The 18,806-nt window shown below is 41.7% G+C and carries 14 protein-coding genes and 1 tRNA gene; 10 read left to right on the top strand and 5 right to left on the bottom strand.

What is annotated here, in order from left to right; translation table 11 throughout:
* Nucleotides 1-353: 353 nt before the first annotated feature.
* Nucleotides 354-1,217, top strand: a complete 864-nt coding sequence (locus tag PSI15_RS02485; RefSeq protein ID WP_045970949.1) for a helix-turn-helix domain-containing protein — start codon at nucleotides 354-356, stop codon at nucleotides 1,215-1,217.
* Nucleotides 1,218-1,566: 349 nt separating this feature from the next.
* On the opposite strand, the gene PSI15_RS02490 is transcribed toward PSI15_RS02485, so the two are convergent.
* The 3 genes from PSI15_RS02490 to PSI15_RS02500 all read right to left on the bottom strand — a co-directional run bounded on the left by PSI15_RS02490 (nucleotide 1,567) and on the right by PSI15_RS02500 (nucleotide 3,178).
* Nucleotides 1,567-1,651, bottom strand: a tRNA-Tyr gene (locus PSI15_RS02490).
* Between the two features lie 133 nt (nucleotides 1,652-1,784).
* Nucleotides 1,785-2,633, bottom strand: coding sequence for a formyltetrahydrofolate deformylase (gene purU / locus PSI15_RS02495; protein ID WP_045970948.1), 849 nt, complete (start codon nucleotides 2,631-2,633; stop codon nucleotides 1,785-1,787).
* Between the two features lie 83 nt (nucleotides 2,634-2,716).
* Complete coding sequence (locus PSI15_RS02500; protein WP_273582154.1) at nucleotides 2,717-3,178, bottom strand: YchJ family protein; 462 nt, start codon at nucleotides 3,176-3,178, stop codon at nucleotides 2,717-2,719.
* A 335-nt stretch (nucleotides 3,179-3,513) separates the two neighbouring features.
* Here PSI15_RS02500 and galU point away from each other — a divergent pair, with 335 nt between their 5' ends.
* The 3 genes from galU to PSI15_RS02515 are packed head-to-tail and all read left to right on the top strand — an operon-like array spanning nucleotide 3,514 to nucleotide 6,821.
* Nucleotides 3,514-4,428 carry a UTP--glucose-1-phosphate uridylyltransferase GalU gene (galU, locus tag PSI15_RS02505; protein ID WP_273582155.1) on the top strand — a complete coding sequence of 305 codons (915 nt, stop codon included), beginning with the start codon at nucleotides 3,514-3,516 and terminating at the stop codon, nucleotides 4,426-4,428.
* A gap of 24 nt (nucleotides 4,429-4,452) precedes the next feature.
* Entirely contained in the window at nucleotides 4,453-5,802 is a 1,350-nt protein-coding gene (locus PSI15_RS02510; protein ID WP_273582156.1) for a UDP-glucose dehydrogenase family protein, read from the top strand.
* An 8-nt stretch (nucleotides 5,803-5,810) separates the two neighbouring features.
* A complete protein-coding gene (locus PSI15_RS02515) occupies nucleotides 5,811-6,821 on the top strand; it encodes an NAD-dependent epimerase (protein ID WP_273582157.1) in 1,011 nt (336 codons plus the stop codon).
* 243 nt (nucleotides 6,822-7,064) lie between these two features.
* Here PSI15_RS02515 and PSI15_RS02520 read toward each other — a convergent pair whose 3' ends face one another.
* A complete protein-coding gene (locus PSI15_RS02520) occupies nucleotides 7,065-7,466 on the bottom strand; it encodes an H-NS family histone-like protein (RefSeq protein WP_045970940.1) in 402 nt (133 codons plus the stop codon).
* Between the two features lie 643 nt (nucleotides 7,467-8,109).
* On the opposite strand from PSI15_RS02520, the gene PSI15_RS02525 reads away from it, so the two are divergent.
* On the top strand, nucleotides 8,110-8,706 hold the full coding sequence (locus PSI15_RS02525; RefSeq protein ID WP_273582158.1) for a thymidine kinase: 597 nt from the start codon (nucleotides 8,110-8,112) through the stop codon (nucleotides 8,704-8,706).
* 64 nt (nucleotides 8,707-8,770) lie between these two features.
* Here the strand turns inward: PSI15_RS02525 and adhE are convergent, their stop codons facing one another.
* Nucleotides 8,771-11,434, bottom strand: coding sequence for a bifunctional acetaldehyde-CoA/alcohol dehydrogenase (gene adhE / locus PSI15_RS02530; RefSeq protein WP_273582159.1), 2,664 nt, complete (start codon nucleotides 11,432-11,434; stop codon nucleotides 8,771-8,773).
* 1,018 nt (nucleotides 11,435-12,452) lie between these two features.
* Between adhE and PSI15_RS02535 the strand changes: the two genes are divergently transcribed.
* The 5 genes from PSI15_RS02535 to PSI15_RS02555 all read left to right on the top strand — a co-directional run bounded on the left by PSI15_RS02535 (nucleotide 12,453) and on the right by PSI15_RS02555 (nucleotide 18,796).
* Entirely contained in the window at nucleotides 12,453-14,093 is a 1,641-nt protein-coding gene (locus tag PSI15_RS02535) for an ABC transporter substrate-binding protein (RefSeq protein ID WP_273582160.1), read from the top strand.
* 124 nt (nucleotides 14,094-14,217) lie between these two features.
* The gene (gene oppA, locus PSI15_RS02540) at nucleotides 14,218-15,861 is read left to right on the top strand and encodes an oligopeptide ABC transporter substrate-binding protein OppA (RefSeq protein ID WP_273582161.1); all 1,644 of its coding nucleotides are present in this window, start codon (nucleotides 14,218-14,220) and stop codon (nucleotides 15,859-15,861) included.
* A gap of 82 nt (nucleotides 15,862-15,943) precedes the next feature.
* Nucleotides 15,944-16,864, top strand: a complete 921-nt coding sequence (gene oppB, locus PSI15_RS02545) for an oligopeptide ABC transporter permease OppB (protein ID WP_273582162.1) — start codon at nucleotides 15,944-15,946, stop codon at nucleotides 16,862-16,864.
* Between the two features lie 15 nt (nucleotides 16,865-16,879).
* Nucleotides 16,880-17,788 carry an oligopeptide ABC transporter permease OppC gene (oppC, locus tag PSI15_RS02550; RefSeq protein WP_273582163.1) on the top strand — a complete coding sequence of 303 codons (909 nt, stop codon included), beginning with the start codon at nucleotides 16,880-16,882 and terminating at the stop codon, nucleotides 17,786-17,788.
* A 9-nt stretch (nucleotides 17,789-17,797) separates the two neighbouring features.
* Nucleotides 17,798-18,796, top strand: coding sequence for an ABC transporter ATP-binding protein (locus PSI15_RS02555; RefSeq protein WP_045970928.1), 999 nt, complete (start codon nucleotides 17,798-17,800; stop codon nucleotides 18,794-18,796).
* Nucleotides 18,797-18,806 lie beyond the last annotated feature (10 nt).

Here is an 18,806-nt window from a genome sequence, read left to right on the forward strand (position 1 = left end):
TTTTATTCTTAGAATTTATTTTATGTAATGCGTTACAAAAAATAAGTAATGAAAAAGTAGAAGAGTTAATCAATCTCTGATAGAAATTTGAACTTGTAGACCATAGTTATATATATTAATGGATTACAATCACGGTGGAATATTCATCATGACATAGATGAATAATAAAGTTCATCTAGACCGCATTATTGCATCAGGGACTGGCGTTTTATATAAATGCCATTTGAAAAATATCTATTTTTATTGTACAAAATTATACCTTCACAATATCAAGTTTGATTTAGCGGTTACCTGATGAGAAGGCCATTTCAAGGAAATTCTTTTAGCCACAAGTTACATAGGAACGGTGAATTATGTTTTTTTCTCGTAAATTAGAAGCATTCATGGCGGTGGTGGAAATGGGTTCTTTAAGCAAAGCGGCAAGAGTGATGAACCGTACGACTCCCCCAGTCGCTAAATCAATTAAAGACTTTGAAGCGACGTTAGGAAAGCGCTTATTTAAAAGGGAGAAGTTTGGGATGATTCTGACCAAAGACGGCGTGGAGTTATATAATGACCTAAAAGAGCTCTATTTGAAAGAGAAAGAAATTACAAAGAAACACATCAGCGGGAGTATTTGTAATGTGGTAAATATATACCATGATTGGGGTAAGAAAAAGCATTTGATTTCGCTTTATAAAGCTGCGGACAGAAATAATGCTCAAGTGAATATATTACGCTTCAGTTATGATAACATTGATGAAATAGTTGACTATGAGGGCAATACAATAATTTTAAGTTCAGAGAAAATACTGAGTGATCGATTCAGTCTGGTGCGGAAAATTGATGGACCAAATTTGGGTATCTGCTGCCGTAAAGAGTTGTTAGATGAAGTTAATGGGGACTTTACTCAATTGCTGAAAAAGAGAACGTGGTTATGTGATCCCGTACTCTATAAAGGTAATTTGATAAAGCATTTGGAAGAGGAAATGATAAAAAATGGAGAAAAAGTTAATATTCGACAGATGGATAATGTAGAATGCTGTCTCAATTTTATTCAGTCAACCGATTATATTTTTATTACCGATTCCCACTCTGGTGCATTGGAAGAGGGAGAAAGCCTAGGCTTCATTCCAATATCACGGCCTGATGCAGTTAATCAGTGTTATGTCTACAAATCAAAATCTCATTCAAGCGTATTAAATCGTTTCATTGATTCCGTCAGCGATATGGAATAGCTGATTGCATGAGCGGAGCAAACTACCCGATTTTCCTGCTCCGCCATGAGTGTTTATCCAAATGCATTAATTTTGACAATTTCATAATGCATTGAGAGCTTGGAGTGGATTTTTGATAGTGGTGAGGAAGGATTGATGTGTCGTTTCGTTCCTCACCTTTGGTTTATGCCGATATTCCCCATCTTGTCATCCCACTAGCAAAGACTTGTACCCTGTCTGCGACTATTAATTTCAAGCCAATACATTGGATGCATGATACATTGGACGCATTTTTTCGTTACAACTTGTTGTTTAGCAGAAATTAATGTGATGGTTTTTGACTTGAATGTAATGAAACTTGAATCTTTGATGGTGGTGGGGGAAGGATTCGAACCTTCGAAGTCTGTGACGGCAGATTTACAGTCTGCTCCCTTTGGCCGCTCGGGAACCCCACCAGATTTTTGAATTGTACGCTGTCGTTAGCAGCGGACGGCATAATATCAGATAAGCCGCCGCTGTAAAGTAGATAATTGAAAATAACGTCTCGAGTGCTGTCTTTTTAATCTCGATGATCGAGTTGTAATCTACTCAAAGAATCACGGTACGATTACCATAGACAAAGACGCGCTGAGAAAATACCCAGTGTAATGCTTGGCTCAACACATTCTTCTCAACATCTTGTCCTGCTCGCATCATCTCTTCAGCCGTATAGGTATGATCCACATTGATGACATCTTGAGTGATAATTGGCCCTTCATCCAAATTGTCATTGACGTAATGGGCTGTCGCACCAATAATTTTTACCCCTCGCTCATAAGCCTGGTGGTAGGGACGAGCACCGATAAATGCGGGTAGGAATGAATGGTGAATGTTGATTATTTGATTCGGGTAATGCTGAACAAATGCCGGCGTTAAGACTCGCATATATTTGGCAAGTACAACATAGTCGGGCTGATATTGATCAATCTGAGCCATCAACGCTGCATCATGTTGTTCGCGGGTTAAACCCTCATGACTGATGTAATGGAATGGGATATCAAACTGCTCAACCAATTTTTGCAGGGTAGTATGATTGCCGATGACCGCCGCAATTTCGACATCCAGTCCGCCATAGACGCTTTTTACTAAGATATCGCCAATACAATGCGCTTCTTTTGTCACCATGATAACGATACGACGCCGGCCAGCCGTATTTAATTCGCGGCTTGACCCTGCTGGCAGGGCATCATCTAAATCGGCCAGAAGCGTTTCATCATTAAAAATACCCTCCAGCTCGGTGCGCATAAAAAATCGCCCAGTACGATGATCAACAAACTCATTATTCTGAACGATATTTAATTGATGCTTATAACAAATGTTGGTGATTTTTGCGATCAATCCCTTGGAATCAGGACAAATTGTACGCAAGATTTTTCTTTGTATATTTGCGTGTTGCATGGATGACGAGAACCTCAAATATTCTTCACTGTGTGTGAATTGTTGTGTTTTGATATTTAGATGCTGATTTAATCACAGCACTTTTAACCACAGCACTTCTTATATTTTTTACCTGAACCGCACGGGCAAGGGTTATTCCGGCCGACTTGAGGACGGATACCCTCTATATAAAACCAACGTTGATCAATGCGTAAAAAACGTGAGCGCTCATGAATCAATTGCTTATCTTGCTTGCCTTGTTCAATAAAGCAAGCTGAAAATTCGACATAGGCTTCGTCATTATTTCGTCCCTGATGGGTTCCGAGGACATTTAATCCCAGCCATTGTACGCCAGCAAAACCTTGTTCTATTTCTGCACGCCAATTTTCCGCCTGGCAATCAGGGTACCAGGTGGCGATAAGATAGTCTGCATTTTGTGTAACATAAGCGCTATACCGGGAACGCATCAAGGATTCAGCATTTGGGGCAGGGTGATGGTTTTCAAGATAGGGGCTACAGCAAAGATCGAAAGATGAGTCACTGCCGCAGGGACACATTTTTGTCAAAATAACTCCAGTTAGTCAAAGTGGTTGCTGCTAATATCGGCTATCAGCGATATTGCAAAGATTTGTAAGAGTATCAATAAAACAAACCATTGGGCGATCATCAAGCGATGATACTCGAATATGGGCAAAAGTCGCAATGTCTGACATCTAATCATTGAAATGTGATTAAAAGCTAGCGCACTGTATATCTGGTCGAATTAACTGGTATACTCGTGCGCGTTATTTTTTGGCGAGTGCGATTTTCTTCACACATACAATTTTTTCTGAGAGTTAATGCTATTGTTTAAGCTGTAAAGGAGTTTTTCAGTGAATACATAGCAGTAGGAGACGATGTAATGTCAGTAATAAAAAAGGTAAAAAAAGCTGTTATACCCGTTGCTGGTTTGGGAACTCGGATGTTGCCGGCCACGAAAGCCATCCCGAAAGAAATGCTCCCTTTGGTAGATAAACCGCTTATTCAATATGTCGTTAATGAATGTATTAAGGCAGGCATTAATGAAATCATTCTGGTTACACATTCCTCCAAAAACTCGATAGAAAACCATTTTGATACCAGCTTTGAATTGGAAGCGATTCTTGAGAAAAGGGTTAAGCGCCAATTATTGGATGAAGTACAGTCTATCTGCCCAAATCATGTGACGATCATGCAAACCCGTCAGGGAATTGCCAAAGGATTGGGACATGCCGTGTTATGTGCTAAACCCCTTATTGGTGACGAGCCATTTGCGGTTATCCTGCCTGATGTCATTTTGGATGAGTACAGCACTGACCTGTCAAAATATAATTTGAGCGACATGTTATCGCGCTTCAACAGCAGTGGCACAAGCCAGATTTTGGTTGAACCTGTTCCTACCGAGAGTGTTTCGGATTACGGCATTGTCGATTGTTTAGGTGAAAATTTGCAACCTGGTGATAGCAAACCTATCGTCCGTGTTGTTGAAAAGCCAAAACCAGAAGAAGCACCCTCGAATCTTTCCATTGTTGGCCGTTATGTCTTATCCGAAAAAATCTGGCCATTATTGGCAAAAACCGCACCAGGGGCAGGTGATGAAATACAACTGACAGATGCCATTGCCATATTGATGGAAAAAGAGCCCGTTGAGGCTTATCACTTGCACGGCCGTAGCCATGATTGTGGTAATAAATTGGGCTATATGCAGGCATTTGTTGAATACGGCATGAAACATAAGGAATTGGGCAAGTCATTCACGGATTGGGTCATGACCTTGCAAAATCAGATTGAAAAATAATCTACTCGTACTTTAAGGTGTGATATGAAAGTTACTGTATTTGGTATTGGCTATGTAGGCTTAGTGCAAGCAACCGTATTTGCGGAAGTTGGGCATGATGTACTTTGTGTTGATGTTGATGCAAATAAAGTCGAGAACCTGAAAAATGGTCAAATTCCTATTTTTGAACCGGGTTTGACGCCTCTGGTAAAGAAAAATCATGCTGAAGGACGGCTGAATTTTACAACGGATGCCAAAGCCGGCATTGCTCATGGCAAATTACAGTTTATTGCAGTAGGTACACCTCCTGATGAAGATGGTTCTGCTGATCTTAAATATGTCACTGCCGTAGCCAGAACGATTGCAGAAAATATGGATGGTCATAAAGTCGTTGTTGATAAATCAACGGTGCCGGTAGGTACGGCTGATAAAGTCAGGGCAGTGATGCAGGCAACATTGGCAGAGCGCAACATAGCACTGCCATTTGATGTCGTCTCCAATCCTGAGTTTTTAAAAGAAGGAGCGGCTGTTGCTGATTGTATGCGACCTGAACGTATTATTATTGGCTGTGATAATGATAATGATAATGTGGTTGATGTCATGCGTGAACTGTATGAACCATTCAATCGTAATCATGATCGTATGATAGTCATGGATATTCGCAGTGCTGAATTGACTAAATATGCAGCCAACTGCATGTTGGCAACTAAAATCAGCTTTATGAATGAAATTGCTAATTTGGCAGAAATGTTGGGCGCGGATATTGAAAATGTACGTCAGGGAATTGGTTCTGATTCACGCATCGGATATCACTTTATTTACCCAGGATGTGGATACGGGGGGTCATGTTTCCCTAAAGATGTTCAAGCATTGATTCGGACGTCTGAACAAATTGGATATACACCAAAAATTCTCCAGGCCGTGGAGCAGGTTAACAATAAACAGAAAAGTAAATTACCTACTTTTGTAAAACAGCATTTTGGTGATGATTTAATGGGCAAAACATTTGCTATTTGGGGACTGTCATTTAAACCTAATACAGATGATATGCGTGAGGCATCAAGCCGGGTATTGATGGAAACATTATGGAAATGTGGTGCCAAAGTTCAGGCGTACGATCCTGAAGCGATGCAGGAAGCCCAACGTATTTATGGACAGCGTGATGATCTTTCTTTAATGGGAACAAAAGAAGCGGCATTAAAAGACGCTGATGCTTTGATTATCTGTACAGAATGGCAAAATTTCAGAGCGCCTGATTTTGATGTGGTTAAGGGTTCATTAAAAACGCCTGTCATTTTTGATGGACGCAACCTTTATGATCCTGAACGCCTGCAAGCACGTGGTTTTACGTATTATGGTATTGGTCGCGGCGCCTCAATCAAACCCGTCATTTGAGTTAATATATGAAATTTTTAGTTACAGGCTCTGCTGGTTTTATCGGTTTCCATGTTAGTCAACGGTTATTGAATATGGGACATGAGGTTGTCGGTATTGATAACCTCAACGATTATTATGATGTTAATCTGAAACGGGCAAGATTAAATTTATTACTCCCCCATGCAAATTTCAAATTTGAAAAATTAGATCTCGCCGACAGAGTTGCAATACCTGCATTGTTCGCTAAACATCAATTTCAGCGAGTGATCCATTTGGGAGCGCAGCCAGGCGTACGTTACTCAATACAAAACCCTATGGCATATATAGATGCCAATATCGTCGGTCATATCAATATCCTTGAAGGTTGCCGCCACCACTGTGTAGAACATTTATTATATGCCTCTTCCAGTTCAGTATATGGTTTAAATAAAAAGCAGCCTTTTTCGACTGATGATTCGGTTGATCATCCTGTTTCTTTATATGCCGCAACGAAAAAAGCGGATGAGCTAATGTCTCATAGCTATTCACATCTTTATCAACTCCCCACGACAGGATTGAGATTTTTTACTGTATATGGACCGTGGGGTCGTCCTGATATGGCTTTATTTAAATTCACGAAAGCCATGTTAGAAGATAAGCCAATCGATGTTTATAATCATGGCAATATGGTGAGAGATTTCACTTATATTGATGACATTGTCGAATCTATAATCAGATTGCAGGGTGTTATTCCTACCGCCAATAAAGACTGGACAGTTGAAGAGGGTCAGATAGCTGCCAGCTCTGCGCCATATCGAGTTTACAATATTGGTAATGGGCAACCGACAAAACTGGGTGATTTTATTGAAGCCATTGAAGTTTCATTAGGGATTGAGGCAAAGAAAAACTTTATGGAAATTCAAGATGGCGATGTATTATCAACGTGTGCAGATTCAAGTACGCTTTATAATAAGATTGGCTTTTCACCTAACACTCCGGTAAAGGAAGGGGTGAAACGATTTACCGATTGGTATTTGGGCTTTTATCTGAAGCTGTGACAGAGAATGTGAGAAATAGAAAAAGGAGCTAATCGCTCCTTTTTTATAAGCTTATGTTAATAAAAAACTAAGTTAGTGTTAAATTCTTTTTTATCACGTCGAGAATATGCAGGCGACTTGGCCATTAATACCGCTCTCTGTGTTTCTACATCAGCCCGTAATTAACCGAGTTAGTTTATTAAGCATAAAATAAAAATACCCTTGATAGGGTATTTTTGTTATCAGGTTTACTAAAAAAACTGATTAGATCAGGAAGTCTTCCAGTTTTTTACCTTCTTCTTCAATGGCTTTTTTGATTACAGCCGGTGTACGGCCTTGGCCTGTCCAGGTTTTAGTTTCACCGTCATCAACGTATGAATATTTAGCCGGACGTGCAGCACGTTTAGATTTACCCGTAGATTTACCACTAAAAGCATCCATTAAATCACTTAATTCAATACCGTCTTTCTCCAACATTTCACGGTATTCTTCAAGCTTACGTGTACGCTCTTCTAATTGTGCACGAACGTGGTTTTCTTCATCACGACGTTCTTCAACAACAGTCGTCAGTTTTTCCAACATTTCTTCTAAAGTACTAAGTTCACATTCTCTTGCTTGTGCGCGCAAGGTACGGATGTTATTTAAGGATTTTAAATTTTCGCTCATTGTCCTGGTCTCAAATTATAATGATGATAGCTGATGTAGGGATAATAATAGAATGCTATTTTATTTTCTGCAATAGTGAATTTACTTTCTCAGGCTAAAACATGTCATTTTAAAATGCAATTTTTTTGCTAATCGATATATTGCGTTTTAATCCTGCTATTGAACTTACCATTTTTCAATAAGCAGGAAGGGGATTACTGTAAAGATGAGTAAGGGATAAACCAGAGGAGATAAAACTAATTTATAGACAATCAGTAAGTAACGTTAACTGTTTTGTTAGAAATAAGTTGAAGAGTTAGTGTGGGGTGAAAGTTTTTTATGGGTAATCCATTAGTTATGATTACAATGGCTAAATTGAGCGAAAGTAAACCAATATGATTATTAATATTCAAAGAATGGGAATAAAATTAGCTATTTCCTTCTGATGTTAATTTTGTTCATTTGGTATGCAAGAGGTCCTTATGATGCTGATTTTATATGCGCAAGTGTGATGATTATCATGAAAATAATCTTCTCTTATTCATTCTAATTTGTTTCTGCTACCCCACATTTGACAATAACAAAGATAATCTCAAGTAGAGTTTGTGGTAAACTGGCACCGTTATATCGCCTGATTAAATTTGACAAGAGGATGGACGGGCCAATGGCTCAGCTTTATTTTTATTATTCTGCCATGAACGCAGGGAAATCAACTTCCTTATTGCAGTCTTCCTATAACTATAACGAAAGAGGAATGAGAACGCTGATCTTTACAGCAGATATTGATACTCGATTCGGTAAAGGAAAGGTCAGTTCCCGTATTGGTTTATCCGCCGAAGCTTTGTTGTTTTCACCAAAAACAAATCTTGCTGAGCTTATCAGACGTGAAAATGAGGCAGAAAAAATCCATTGTGTTTTGATTGATGAATGTCAATTCTTGACGAAAGAGCATGTTGAGCAACTTTGTGAAATTGTAGATTATGACGATATCCCTGTCCTTTGTTATGGTTTAAGAACCGATTTTCAAGGTGAGTTATTCAGTGGAAGTGAATATCTCCTCGCGTGGTCAGATAAATTGGTGGAGTTAAAAACCATTTGTCATTGTGGAAGAAAAGCCAGCCGTGTACTTCGTTTTGGCAGCGATGGTAACGCTGTTTACGATGGGGCTCAGGTTGATATTGGTGGTAATGAAAAATACGTCTCAGTGTGTCGCAGGCACTATACAGACGTTGTTCGAGAAACTAAGGCCATTAGGAAATAAAATAATAAAAAGGCGTAGGGTTACCCTGACGCCTTTTAAGTTACCTCAATCAGCTTATCATTTATTATTCTTTCTTATTATTTTTTCTATTTGATTTGGCTGTCTCCTGAGGCTGGTTTTGTTCGGTAAATTCACGCCCATAAAAAGAATCGAGCAATAACTGTTTCAACTCAGAAATTAATGGGTAGCGCGGATTTGCACCAGTGCATTGATCATCAAAGGCATCTTCGGCGAGCTTATCGATTTTCGCCAGAAAGTCCGCTTCTTGCACACCTATTTCGCGAATCGAAGCCGGAATGTCTAGTTGGGCTTTCATTTCTTCCAGCCAGGCCAATAGTTTTTCAATTTTGGCAGCAGTACGATCACCTGAGGCAGTTAATCCCAAGTGATCTGCAATTTCCGCATAGCGGCGCCGCGCTTGCGGGCGGTCATATTGGCTGAATGCTGTCTGTTTTGTTGGATTGTCATTAGCGTTATAGCGGATCACATTACAGATTAGCAGGGCATTAGCTAAACCATGTGGAATATGAAACTCAGAGCCAAGTTTGTGGGCCATGGAGTGGCATACTCCCAGGAATGCGTTGGCGAAAGCAATACCGGCTATGGTCGCTGCATTATGGACACGTTCGCGGGCAATGGGATTTTTTGCCCCTTCGTGGTAACTGGCAGGCAGGAAATCTTTCAGCAGCTTTAATGCTTGCAGGGCTTGTCCATCAGAATACTCATTGGCTAAAACAGAAACATAGGCCTCCAATGCGTGGGTCACTGCATCCAGGCCACCAAAAGCACACAACGATTTTGGCATATCCATGACCAGATTTGCGTCGACAATCGCCATATCGGGAGTGAGTGCGTAGTCTGCCAAAGGATATTTCTGCCCAGTCATGTCATCGGTAACCACCGCGAAAGGTGTGACTTCTGAACCTGTGCCCGAAGTGGTGGTGATGGCAACCAATTTCGCTTTCACACCCATTTTCGGGAATTTATAAATACGTTTACGGATATCCATGAAACGCAGAGCCAGTTCTTCAAAATGTGTCTCAGGATGCTCGTACATCACCCACATAATTTTGGCCGCATCCATGGGAGAACCCCCGCCAAGGGCAATGATGATATCAGGTTTAAACAGGTGCATTTGTTCAGCACCTTTGCGGACGATGCCCAATGTCGGATCGGCTTCGACTTCAAAAAACACTTCAGTTTCGATGCCATAAGATTTCAAGACATTAATAACCTGATCGGCGTAGCCGTTATTGAATAAGAAACGGTCTGTCACAATAAAGGCACGTTTAGCCCCATCGGTAGCGACTTCTTCCAAAGCAATGGGCAGGGAACCACGGCGGAAATAGATTGATCTCGGAAGTTTATGCCACAACATATTTTCGGCTCTTTTGGCAACAGTTTTTGTATTGATCAGGTGTTTTGGCCCAACGTTTTCAGAAATCGAGTTGCCTCCCCAGGAACCACAACCCAGCGTCAGAGAAGGGGAGAGCTTAAAGTTGTACAAGTCTCCGATACCGCCCTGAGATGCAGGTGTGTTGATCAAAATGCGCGCGGTTTTCATTTTGTCGCCAAAATATTTGATACGCTCTGCCTGATTATCTTGTTCAGTATAGAGACACGATGTATGCCCGATACCGCCCATTTCGACCAATTTCTCGGCTTTTTCGACCGCATCTTCAAAGTCTTTGCCGCGGTACATAGCAAGCAGTGGTGATAATTTTTCATGGGCAAAGGGTTCTGCTTCACCCACCAGCGTCACTTCACCAATAAGAATTTTTGTGCTTTCAGGAACATTGATACCGGCCATTTCAGCAATTTTTATTGCCGGCTGCCCGACAATCGCCGCATTTAAGTTGCCGTTTTTCAAAATAACATCCTGAACGGCTTTGAGTTCTTTTCCCTGGAGAAGATACCCGCCGTGAGTTGAAAAGCGTTCACGGACTTGCTTGTAAACAGAATCAACAACGATAACAGACTGTTCTGATGCACAAATCACGCCGTTATCAAATGTTTTAGACATCAAGATAGATGCAACGGCACGTTTGATATCGGCGGATTCATCAATCACAACTGGCGTATTGCCAGCACCGACACCAATGGCGGGTTTGCCTGAACTGTAGGCGGCTTTTACCATGCCTGGGCCACCTGTTGCCAGAATCAGATTAATATCAGGGTGGTGCATTAAGGCATTTGAAAGTTCAACGGAAGGCTCATCTATCCAACCAATGATATCCTTTGGAGCGCCTGCTTCAACCGCCGCCTTTAAGACGATTTCTGCCGCTTTGTTAGTCGCGTTTTTGGCACGTGGATGAGGGGAGAAAATAATGCCATTGCGGGTTTTCAGGCTAATAAGGGCTTTAAAAATGGCCGTAGAGGTTGGGTTTGTTGTTGGAACAATACCGCAAATCAAGCCAATAGGTTCAGCAATAGTCATCGTCCCGAAGGTATTATCTTCCGATAAGATCCCGCAAGTTTTATCGTCTTTATAGGCGTTATAGATATATTCAGAAGCAAAGTGGTTTTTGATTACTTTATCTTCCACAATTCCCATGCCGGATTCAGACACAGCGAGTTTAGCCAGTGGAATGCGGGCATCAGCAGCCGCAAAAGCAGCCGCGCGAAAAATTCGGTCAACTTGCTCCTGAGAATAATGAGCAAATTCCTGTTGGGCTTTTTTTACGCGAGCAACTAATTCATTAAGTTCTGCGACTTGAGTGACAGCCATAAAAATTACTCCTGATAAATGTTAAATCTTTTGGGGCAATTAACGACGAGATTATCGAGTTATCGAATAATATTGTGATATTAATCAGTTGGATTTAATCGTGAATACCGCTAATTACTTTAAAAAATTGCTTAACAAAATGATTGATATAGGAATAGTTTCTTTCCTTGAAATTCTACGCTGAATACAGCTTACCATTTACAGACATCTATATTGTGATTTAGATCATAAAAACATTAAGCTGACTCAATTCAGCTATTGTTTCTGGGCGATGAGAAACCGTTGATAGCAGAGTAAGTTTAAGTACTTATTTAACGTTAGAAATACAATTTATTCACTTTGTTTTTGTTGTATCTCTTATAGATAGGTGGCTATGGTTTGCTTGGCAGGAGTGACTGGGTTAATTGATATCACTTAAATGAAATAATCGCGCTTGACTGTTTTCAGAAATGCTGCCCGTGTTATTTATGGGGATGAGAAGGGAGTCAATTAGCCAAAGATTAACTCATAAATGACCAATTTAAAAAATAATGGGTTCATAACATCATTTTTGCGCCATGTTCTTGAAACCATTGTTCATATTTTATTCCTTTTTGGTCTGTCATTTTCTCAAAATAATACTGTGGTTTTTCACACTGTTTTGCTTTTCATCATCTTGTCTGCGACTGGCAGCCTTTATCATTATTTTGTGATAAAGGTGGAGTTTTACTCTGTGGTGATTGCATTTTGTTAAAATAATGTTTATTTTCTCTTTTGTCATACTTCATGAATATTGCCTTGGGATAATAGAGTAAAATCTAATGCTATCACTATGTTACATTGATTTTGTAAATTTATTGTATGCAAGGGTAATGAGTAATATTAATGTTTTAATCAATTTATTATAAAAATCAAATAACAATTATTATGCAGGCAGAGGTTTTTAGTAGGTTAATGACCTTTGTTAACGTGATAAGTAAATTATTCGAGTCAGTAGATTAAAAACGATTTATTTACTGTTTATAACTTGGAGTAAAGAATGAGAAAAAAAACATCACAGTCAGGCCAGTTGATTTCGTGTATCATTTTACTCTCTTTTCCTGCTGCGCAGGGTATTGCTGCAACTGTTCCGGCAGGTGTTACGCTCGCTGAAAAACAAGAAATCACCGTTAACAATGGTGTCGAAGTCACTTCATTAGACCCTCATAAAGTTGAAGGTGCTCCAGAAACTAACATTATCCGCAACTTGCTGGAAGGGCTGGTCACCACTGGGCCAAATGGTGAAACCGTGCCTGGCGTGGCAGAAAGATGGGAAAATGAAGGTTATAAAGTCTGGACATTCTATTTACGTAACAATGCTAAATGGAGTGATGGTAAGCCTGTTACTGCGCAAGATTTTGTCTACAGTTGGCGTCGTCTCGCTGATCCAGGCACGGGGTCGCCTTATATCAGTTATTTGCAATATGCTTATATTCAGAATGCTGACGATATTCTGAAAGGAATAAAGTCACCAGAACAATTGGGCGTTAAGGCGCTGGATGATCACCGTCTCCAGGTCACACTTAGTCAGCCGCTTCCTTATCTGGTTGACATGTTGAGCCATACATCGATGAAACCTGTCAGGCAAGATGTGGTGGAGAAATGGGGGAATAAATGGACATTACCCGAAAATTATATCGGCAATGGCGCTTATAGATTGAAAGACTGGGTGGTCAATGAGCGAATTGTTTTAACGCGTAATCCTCAGTATTGGAATGATAAAGAATCCATCATTGAAAAAGGCACTTTTCTGCCAGTTGTCTCAGGCATTGGTGATGTTAACCGTTATCGTAGTGGGGAAATTGATATCACTAGCAATGCCATTCTCCCCGATCTATACAAAAAAATGAAACGAGATATTCCTGAGCAATTGCGAGTTTCACCTTTTCTGTGCACGTTTTACTACGAAATTAATAACCAGAAGCCACTGTTTAAAGATAAACGGGTGCGTGAAGCCATAAAACTGAGCCTTGACCGCGATATTATCACTGAAAAGATTATGGGGCAGGGGCAAATACCGGCGTATGGATTTACACCGACTTATATTGACGGGGGCTTGACCATTAACCCTGCATGGGCAAGTTGGACACAGGAACAGCGTAATCAACGGGCAAGGGAATTGTTGCAAGAAGCGGGTTTTGATGCCAGTCATCCTCTCAAATTTACCTTGTTGTACAACACATCCGAGCAAAATAAACAACAAGCCATCGCCGCAGCCTCTATGTGGCAGAAAAATATTGGCGCCCAAGTCACTTTGCAAAACCAGGAATGGAAAACCTCTACCCAAAACCGCCATCAGGGAAATTATGATGTCGCGCGAGCAACATGGTGTGGCGACTATAACGAGCCTTCTTCTTTCTTGAATATATTGCAGTCAAATAGTAGCAATAATACCGGTTTTTATCAGAGTGCGGCTTTTGACCATGCCCTTAAGCAGACTCTGATTGCTAAAGATGACGCGACACGTAAAGAATTTTATCAGCAAGCTGAAGCCCAACTTGATAAAGATTCAGGCTTGATACCGGTTTATTACCGTGTCAGCGTGCGCCTCATTCGCCCGACGGTTGGCGGAATAACCGGAAAAGATCCCCTGGATTATGTTGATTTAAAAAATCTGTATATTAAAAAGGTGAATAACTGATCACCGTCACAAAATATTGTCTTACCGTAAACAAAATAGTTCCTTTTGGATACGGATAATAACCATCCTAATGCGTGAATATGACTTTTATGGGTCAAATGATATCAATTGGAGTAAGTATAAGATGATAAACACAACAAAGAAAAAACTGGCTACTGGTATTACGGTAGCGTTAGGCATGATGGTAGGATGGCAGGCCTTTGCCGCGCAAGTGCCTGCTGGCGTGCAACTGGCAGACGCGGCAAAACAGGTGCTGGTTCGCAATAATGCCTCTGAACCGCAATCCCTGGACCCGCATAAAATCGAAGGCGTACCCGAATCGAATATCGCTCGTGATCTGTTTGAAACGCTGGTGATCAATGATCCTGACGGCAAAATTATACCGGGCGTGGCAGAGAGCTGGGAGAATAAGGATTTTAAAGTTTGGACATTCCATTTGCGTAAAGACGCCAAATGGTCCAATGGTGACCCTGTCACTGCGCAGGATTTTGTGTACAGTTGGCGCCGTGTAGTCGATCCCAATACCGCCTCCCCTTATGCCAGTTTTCTCCAATATGCCCATTTGCTTAATGTTGACGATATCATCAGAGGTAAACAGAAACCGGAAACATTGGGTGTCAAAGCATTAGATGACCATACATTACAATTAACCCTCAGCGAACCCGTCCCTTATTTGGTCAGGTTATTCGTTCATCCAACGACATCACCCGTCCATCGTGCAACAATTGAAAAATACGGTGAGAGATGGACACAGCCACAGAATTTTGTTGGTAATGGGGCTTATAAACTGAAAAGTTGGGTGATCAATGAACGGCTGGTTTTCGAACGGAGTCCGACCTACTGGGATAATAAAAACACCGTCATTAACCAAGTCACTGTTTTACCTATTTCTTCCGAGGTCACGGATGTTAACCGTTATCGTGCGGGCGAAATTGAGATGACTTATAACAACTTACCCGTCGAACTATTCCAAAAACTGAAAAAAGAGATCCCCGATCAGTTGCGTGTAAGTCCGTATTTATGCACTTATTATTATGAAATAAACAATCAGAAACCCCCATTCAATGATCCCCGTGTACGTACCGCACTAAAACTGGGGATAGATCGGGATATTATGGCCAATAAGGTAAAAAATCAGGGGGATACACCTGCCTATGGCTATACCCCGCCTTATATCGCCGATTTTAAAGATGAAAAACCCGATTGGTATACCAAACTAAATCAGCAGCAGCGCAACGAAGAAGCGAAAAAACTTTTGGCGGAGGCTGGATTTACCAAAGATAATCCGCTGAAAATTACCCTACTGTACAATACGTCTGATCTGCATAAAAAGCTGGCCATTGCCGCGGCTTCCCTTTGGAAAAAGAATATCGGCATTGAAGTGACTCTCGAAAACCAAGAGTGGAAAACTTTCCTCGATTCTCGCCACCAAGGCAACTATGACATCGCCCGTGCCGGATGGTGTGCTGATTATAACGAAGCTTCGACCTTCTTGAATCCCATGTTATCCAACAGTAGTAATAATACCTCTCACTATAAGAGCAAAGAATTTGATGCTTTGATGAAACAATCGCTGCAAGTCAAAACTGATGCAGAACGTGCTGAAATTTATGCCAAAGCCAATGCGCAATTGGATAAAGATTCGGCGATTGTGCCCATTTATTACTATGTCAACGCCCGTTTAGTAAAACCTTATGTAGGGGGTTACACCGGCAAAGATCCATTGGATAACTTTCATACCAAAGATCTCTACATCATAAAACACTAGGAATGAGAGGGTGATCCGATAGGGGTCACCCGCTTGTCAAATAATTAAAAGCCACGGCTTGGCTAAACAGTAGGAACGGGCAATGCTAAAATTTATTTTACGCCGCTGCTTAGAGGCGATCCCGACACTTTTTATCCTGATTACAATTTCGTTTTTTATGATGCGGCTTGCGCCGGGTAGCCCGTTTACCGGGGAAAGGAAACTACCGCCGGAAGTGATGGCAAATATTGAAGCGAAATACCACTTGAATGATCCTATCTATAAACAATATTTCAATTACTTAATTCAACTCTCCAAAGGGGATTTTGGTCCTTCATTCAAATACAAAGACTACAGCGTCAATGATCTGGTTGCAGAAGCGCTGCCAGTTTCGGCTAAATTGGGATTTGCTGCCTTTATTATGGCAGTCATTTTTGGTGTCAGTGCCGGGGTGATTGCGGCATTGAACCAGAACACCAAATGGGATTACACGGTGATGGGGTTTGCCATGACCGGGGTTGTTATCCCCAGTTTCGTAGTCGCCCCCTTATTAGTGTTGATATTCGCCATTACCCTAAAATGGTTGCCGGGAGGAGGCTGGAATGGCGGGGCACCTAAATATATGCTTTTGCCAATGGTGGCACTTTCCCTCGCTTATATTGCCAGTATCTCCCGTATCACCCGCGGTTCCATGATAGAAATCTTACATTCCAACTTTATTCGTACCGCACGGGCCAAAGGCTTGCCATTGCGAACGATTATTTTCCGTCATGCGTTAAAACCCGCCTTATTACCGGTTATCTCCTATATGGGGCCTGCTTTCGTCGGCATTATTACAGGCTCAATGGTGATTGAAACGATTTTCGGTTTACCGGGTTTGGGGCAATTGTTTGTGAATGGCGCATTAAACCGTGATTACTCACTGGTACTGAGTCTGACGATCCTGGTCGGGGGCTTAACCATTATGTTTAATGCTATCGTTGATGTGCTGTATGCCGTCATTGATCCGAAAATTCGTTATTAAAACTTGGAGCACGCAATGTTACTGAATAAAAAAAATAGCGAAGCTCTGGAAAATTTTTCTGAGCAACTGGAAATTGAAGGCCGCAGTTTGTGGCAGGATGCACGCCGTCGTTTTATACACAACAAGGCAGCGATTACAAGTTTATGTATTCTCCTCCTGATCACACTCTTTGTTATCTTAGCGCCGATGCTGTCCCAATTTGCTTACGATGATACCGATTGGAATATGATGACGATGCCGCCGGATTTTGAATCCAAACACTATTTCGGCACCGATTCATCAGGGCGTGACCTGCTGGTGCGAGTTGCCATTGGCGGGCGTATTTCATTAATGGTCGGGATTGCCGCGGCCCTGATTGCCGTACTGTTTGGCACGTTGTATGGTGCGATGTCAGGTTATCTTGGCGGCAAAACGGACATGGTGATGATGCGTTTGCTGGAAATCCTTAACTCTTTCCCATTCATGTTCTTCGTTATTCTTTTGGTGACTTTCTTTGGTCAAAATATCCTGCTGATTTTCGTTGCGATAGGCATGGTGTCATGGCTGGACATGGCACGTATTGTCCGTGGTCAGACATTGAGTTTAAAACGCAAGGAGTTTATTGAAGCCGCGTTGGTTTGCGGTGTTTCCACCCGCCATATTGTTTTGCGCCATATCGTGCCAAACGTCTTGGGCGTTGTGGTGGTTTATGCCTCATTACTTGTACCGAGTATGATCCTGTTTGAATCTTTCTTGAGCTTCCTTGGCTTGGGAACTCAGGAACCCCTGAGCAGTTGGGGCGCTCTGTTAAGTGATGGTGCCAACTCAATGGAAGTGGCCTCGTGGTTATTGTTATTTCCGGCCGGCTTTCTGGTCATGACCCTGTTTTGTTTTAACTTTATTGGTGACGGCCTGCGAGATGCCCTCGACCCGAAAGACCGTTAAGGAGAGCCTATGAACAACGTAGAAACGTCGAAAAATGTTGAGTCACTCTTATCGGTCAAAGACCTGAATGTGGTATTCAACACACCTGACGGCAATGTGACTGCCGTGAATAAATTGAATTTTGACTTACAGGCCGGAGAAACACTGGGGATCGTGGGAGAATCGGGTTCGGGTAAATCACAGACCGCATTTGCGTTAATGGGATTACTGGCCAGTAACGGTTCTGTCAGTGGTTCTGCCACGTTTAACGGACGAGAAATTCTTAACCTGCGAGAAAAAGAGTTAAACCGGATGCGGGCACAAGAAATCTCGATGATATTTCAAGATCCCATGACGTCCCTTAACCCTTATATGCGAGTGGGTGATCAATTAACGGAAGTCTTGATGCTGCATAAGCGCATCAGTAAAAGCGAGGCTTTTGAGGGCGCCGTCCGTATGTTGGATGCGGTTAAGATGCCAGAGGCGCGTAAACGCATGAAAATGTATCCACATGAATTTTCTGGGGGAATGCGTCAACGGGTGATGATTGCTATGGCGTTGTTGTGTCAGCCTAAGTTATTGATTGCCGATGAACCGACAACGGCCTTGGACGTCACCGTTCAGGCACAAATCATGACGCTGCTTAATGAGCTAAAAAAAGAGTTTAACACCGCGATTATCATGATTACCCATGATTTGGGAGTGGTTGCAGGTATTTGTGACAAGGTATTAGTGATGTATGCGGGAAGGACGATGGAATATGGTACAGCGCGTGACGTGTTTTATCATCCTACCCATCCATACTCTATTGGATTATTGAATGCGGTTCCTCGTCTGGACGGTGATGAGGAAGCCTTGGAAACGATTCAAGGCAATCCTCCCAATTTATTGCGTTTGCCAAAGGGGTGCCCATTCCAGCCACGTTGTCAATTTGCCACTGAGCATTGTGTTCGCGAGGAACCCCAGTTGGAAAAATTTGGCCTTGGGCGCTTGCGTGCCTGCTTTAAACGCCAGGAGGAATTGGTATGAACACAACTAG

Source organism: Xenorhabdus sp. PR6a (assembly GCF_028599065.1).
Lineage (GTDB): Bacteria > Pseudomonadota > Gammaproteobacteria > Enterobacterales > Enterobacteriaceae > Xenorhabdus > Xenorhabdus doucetiae.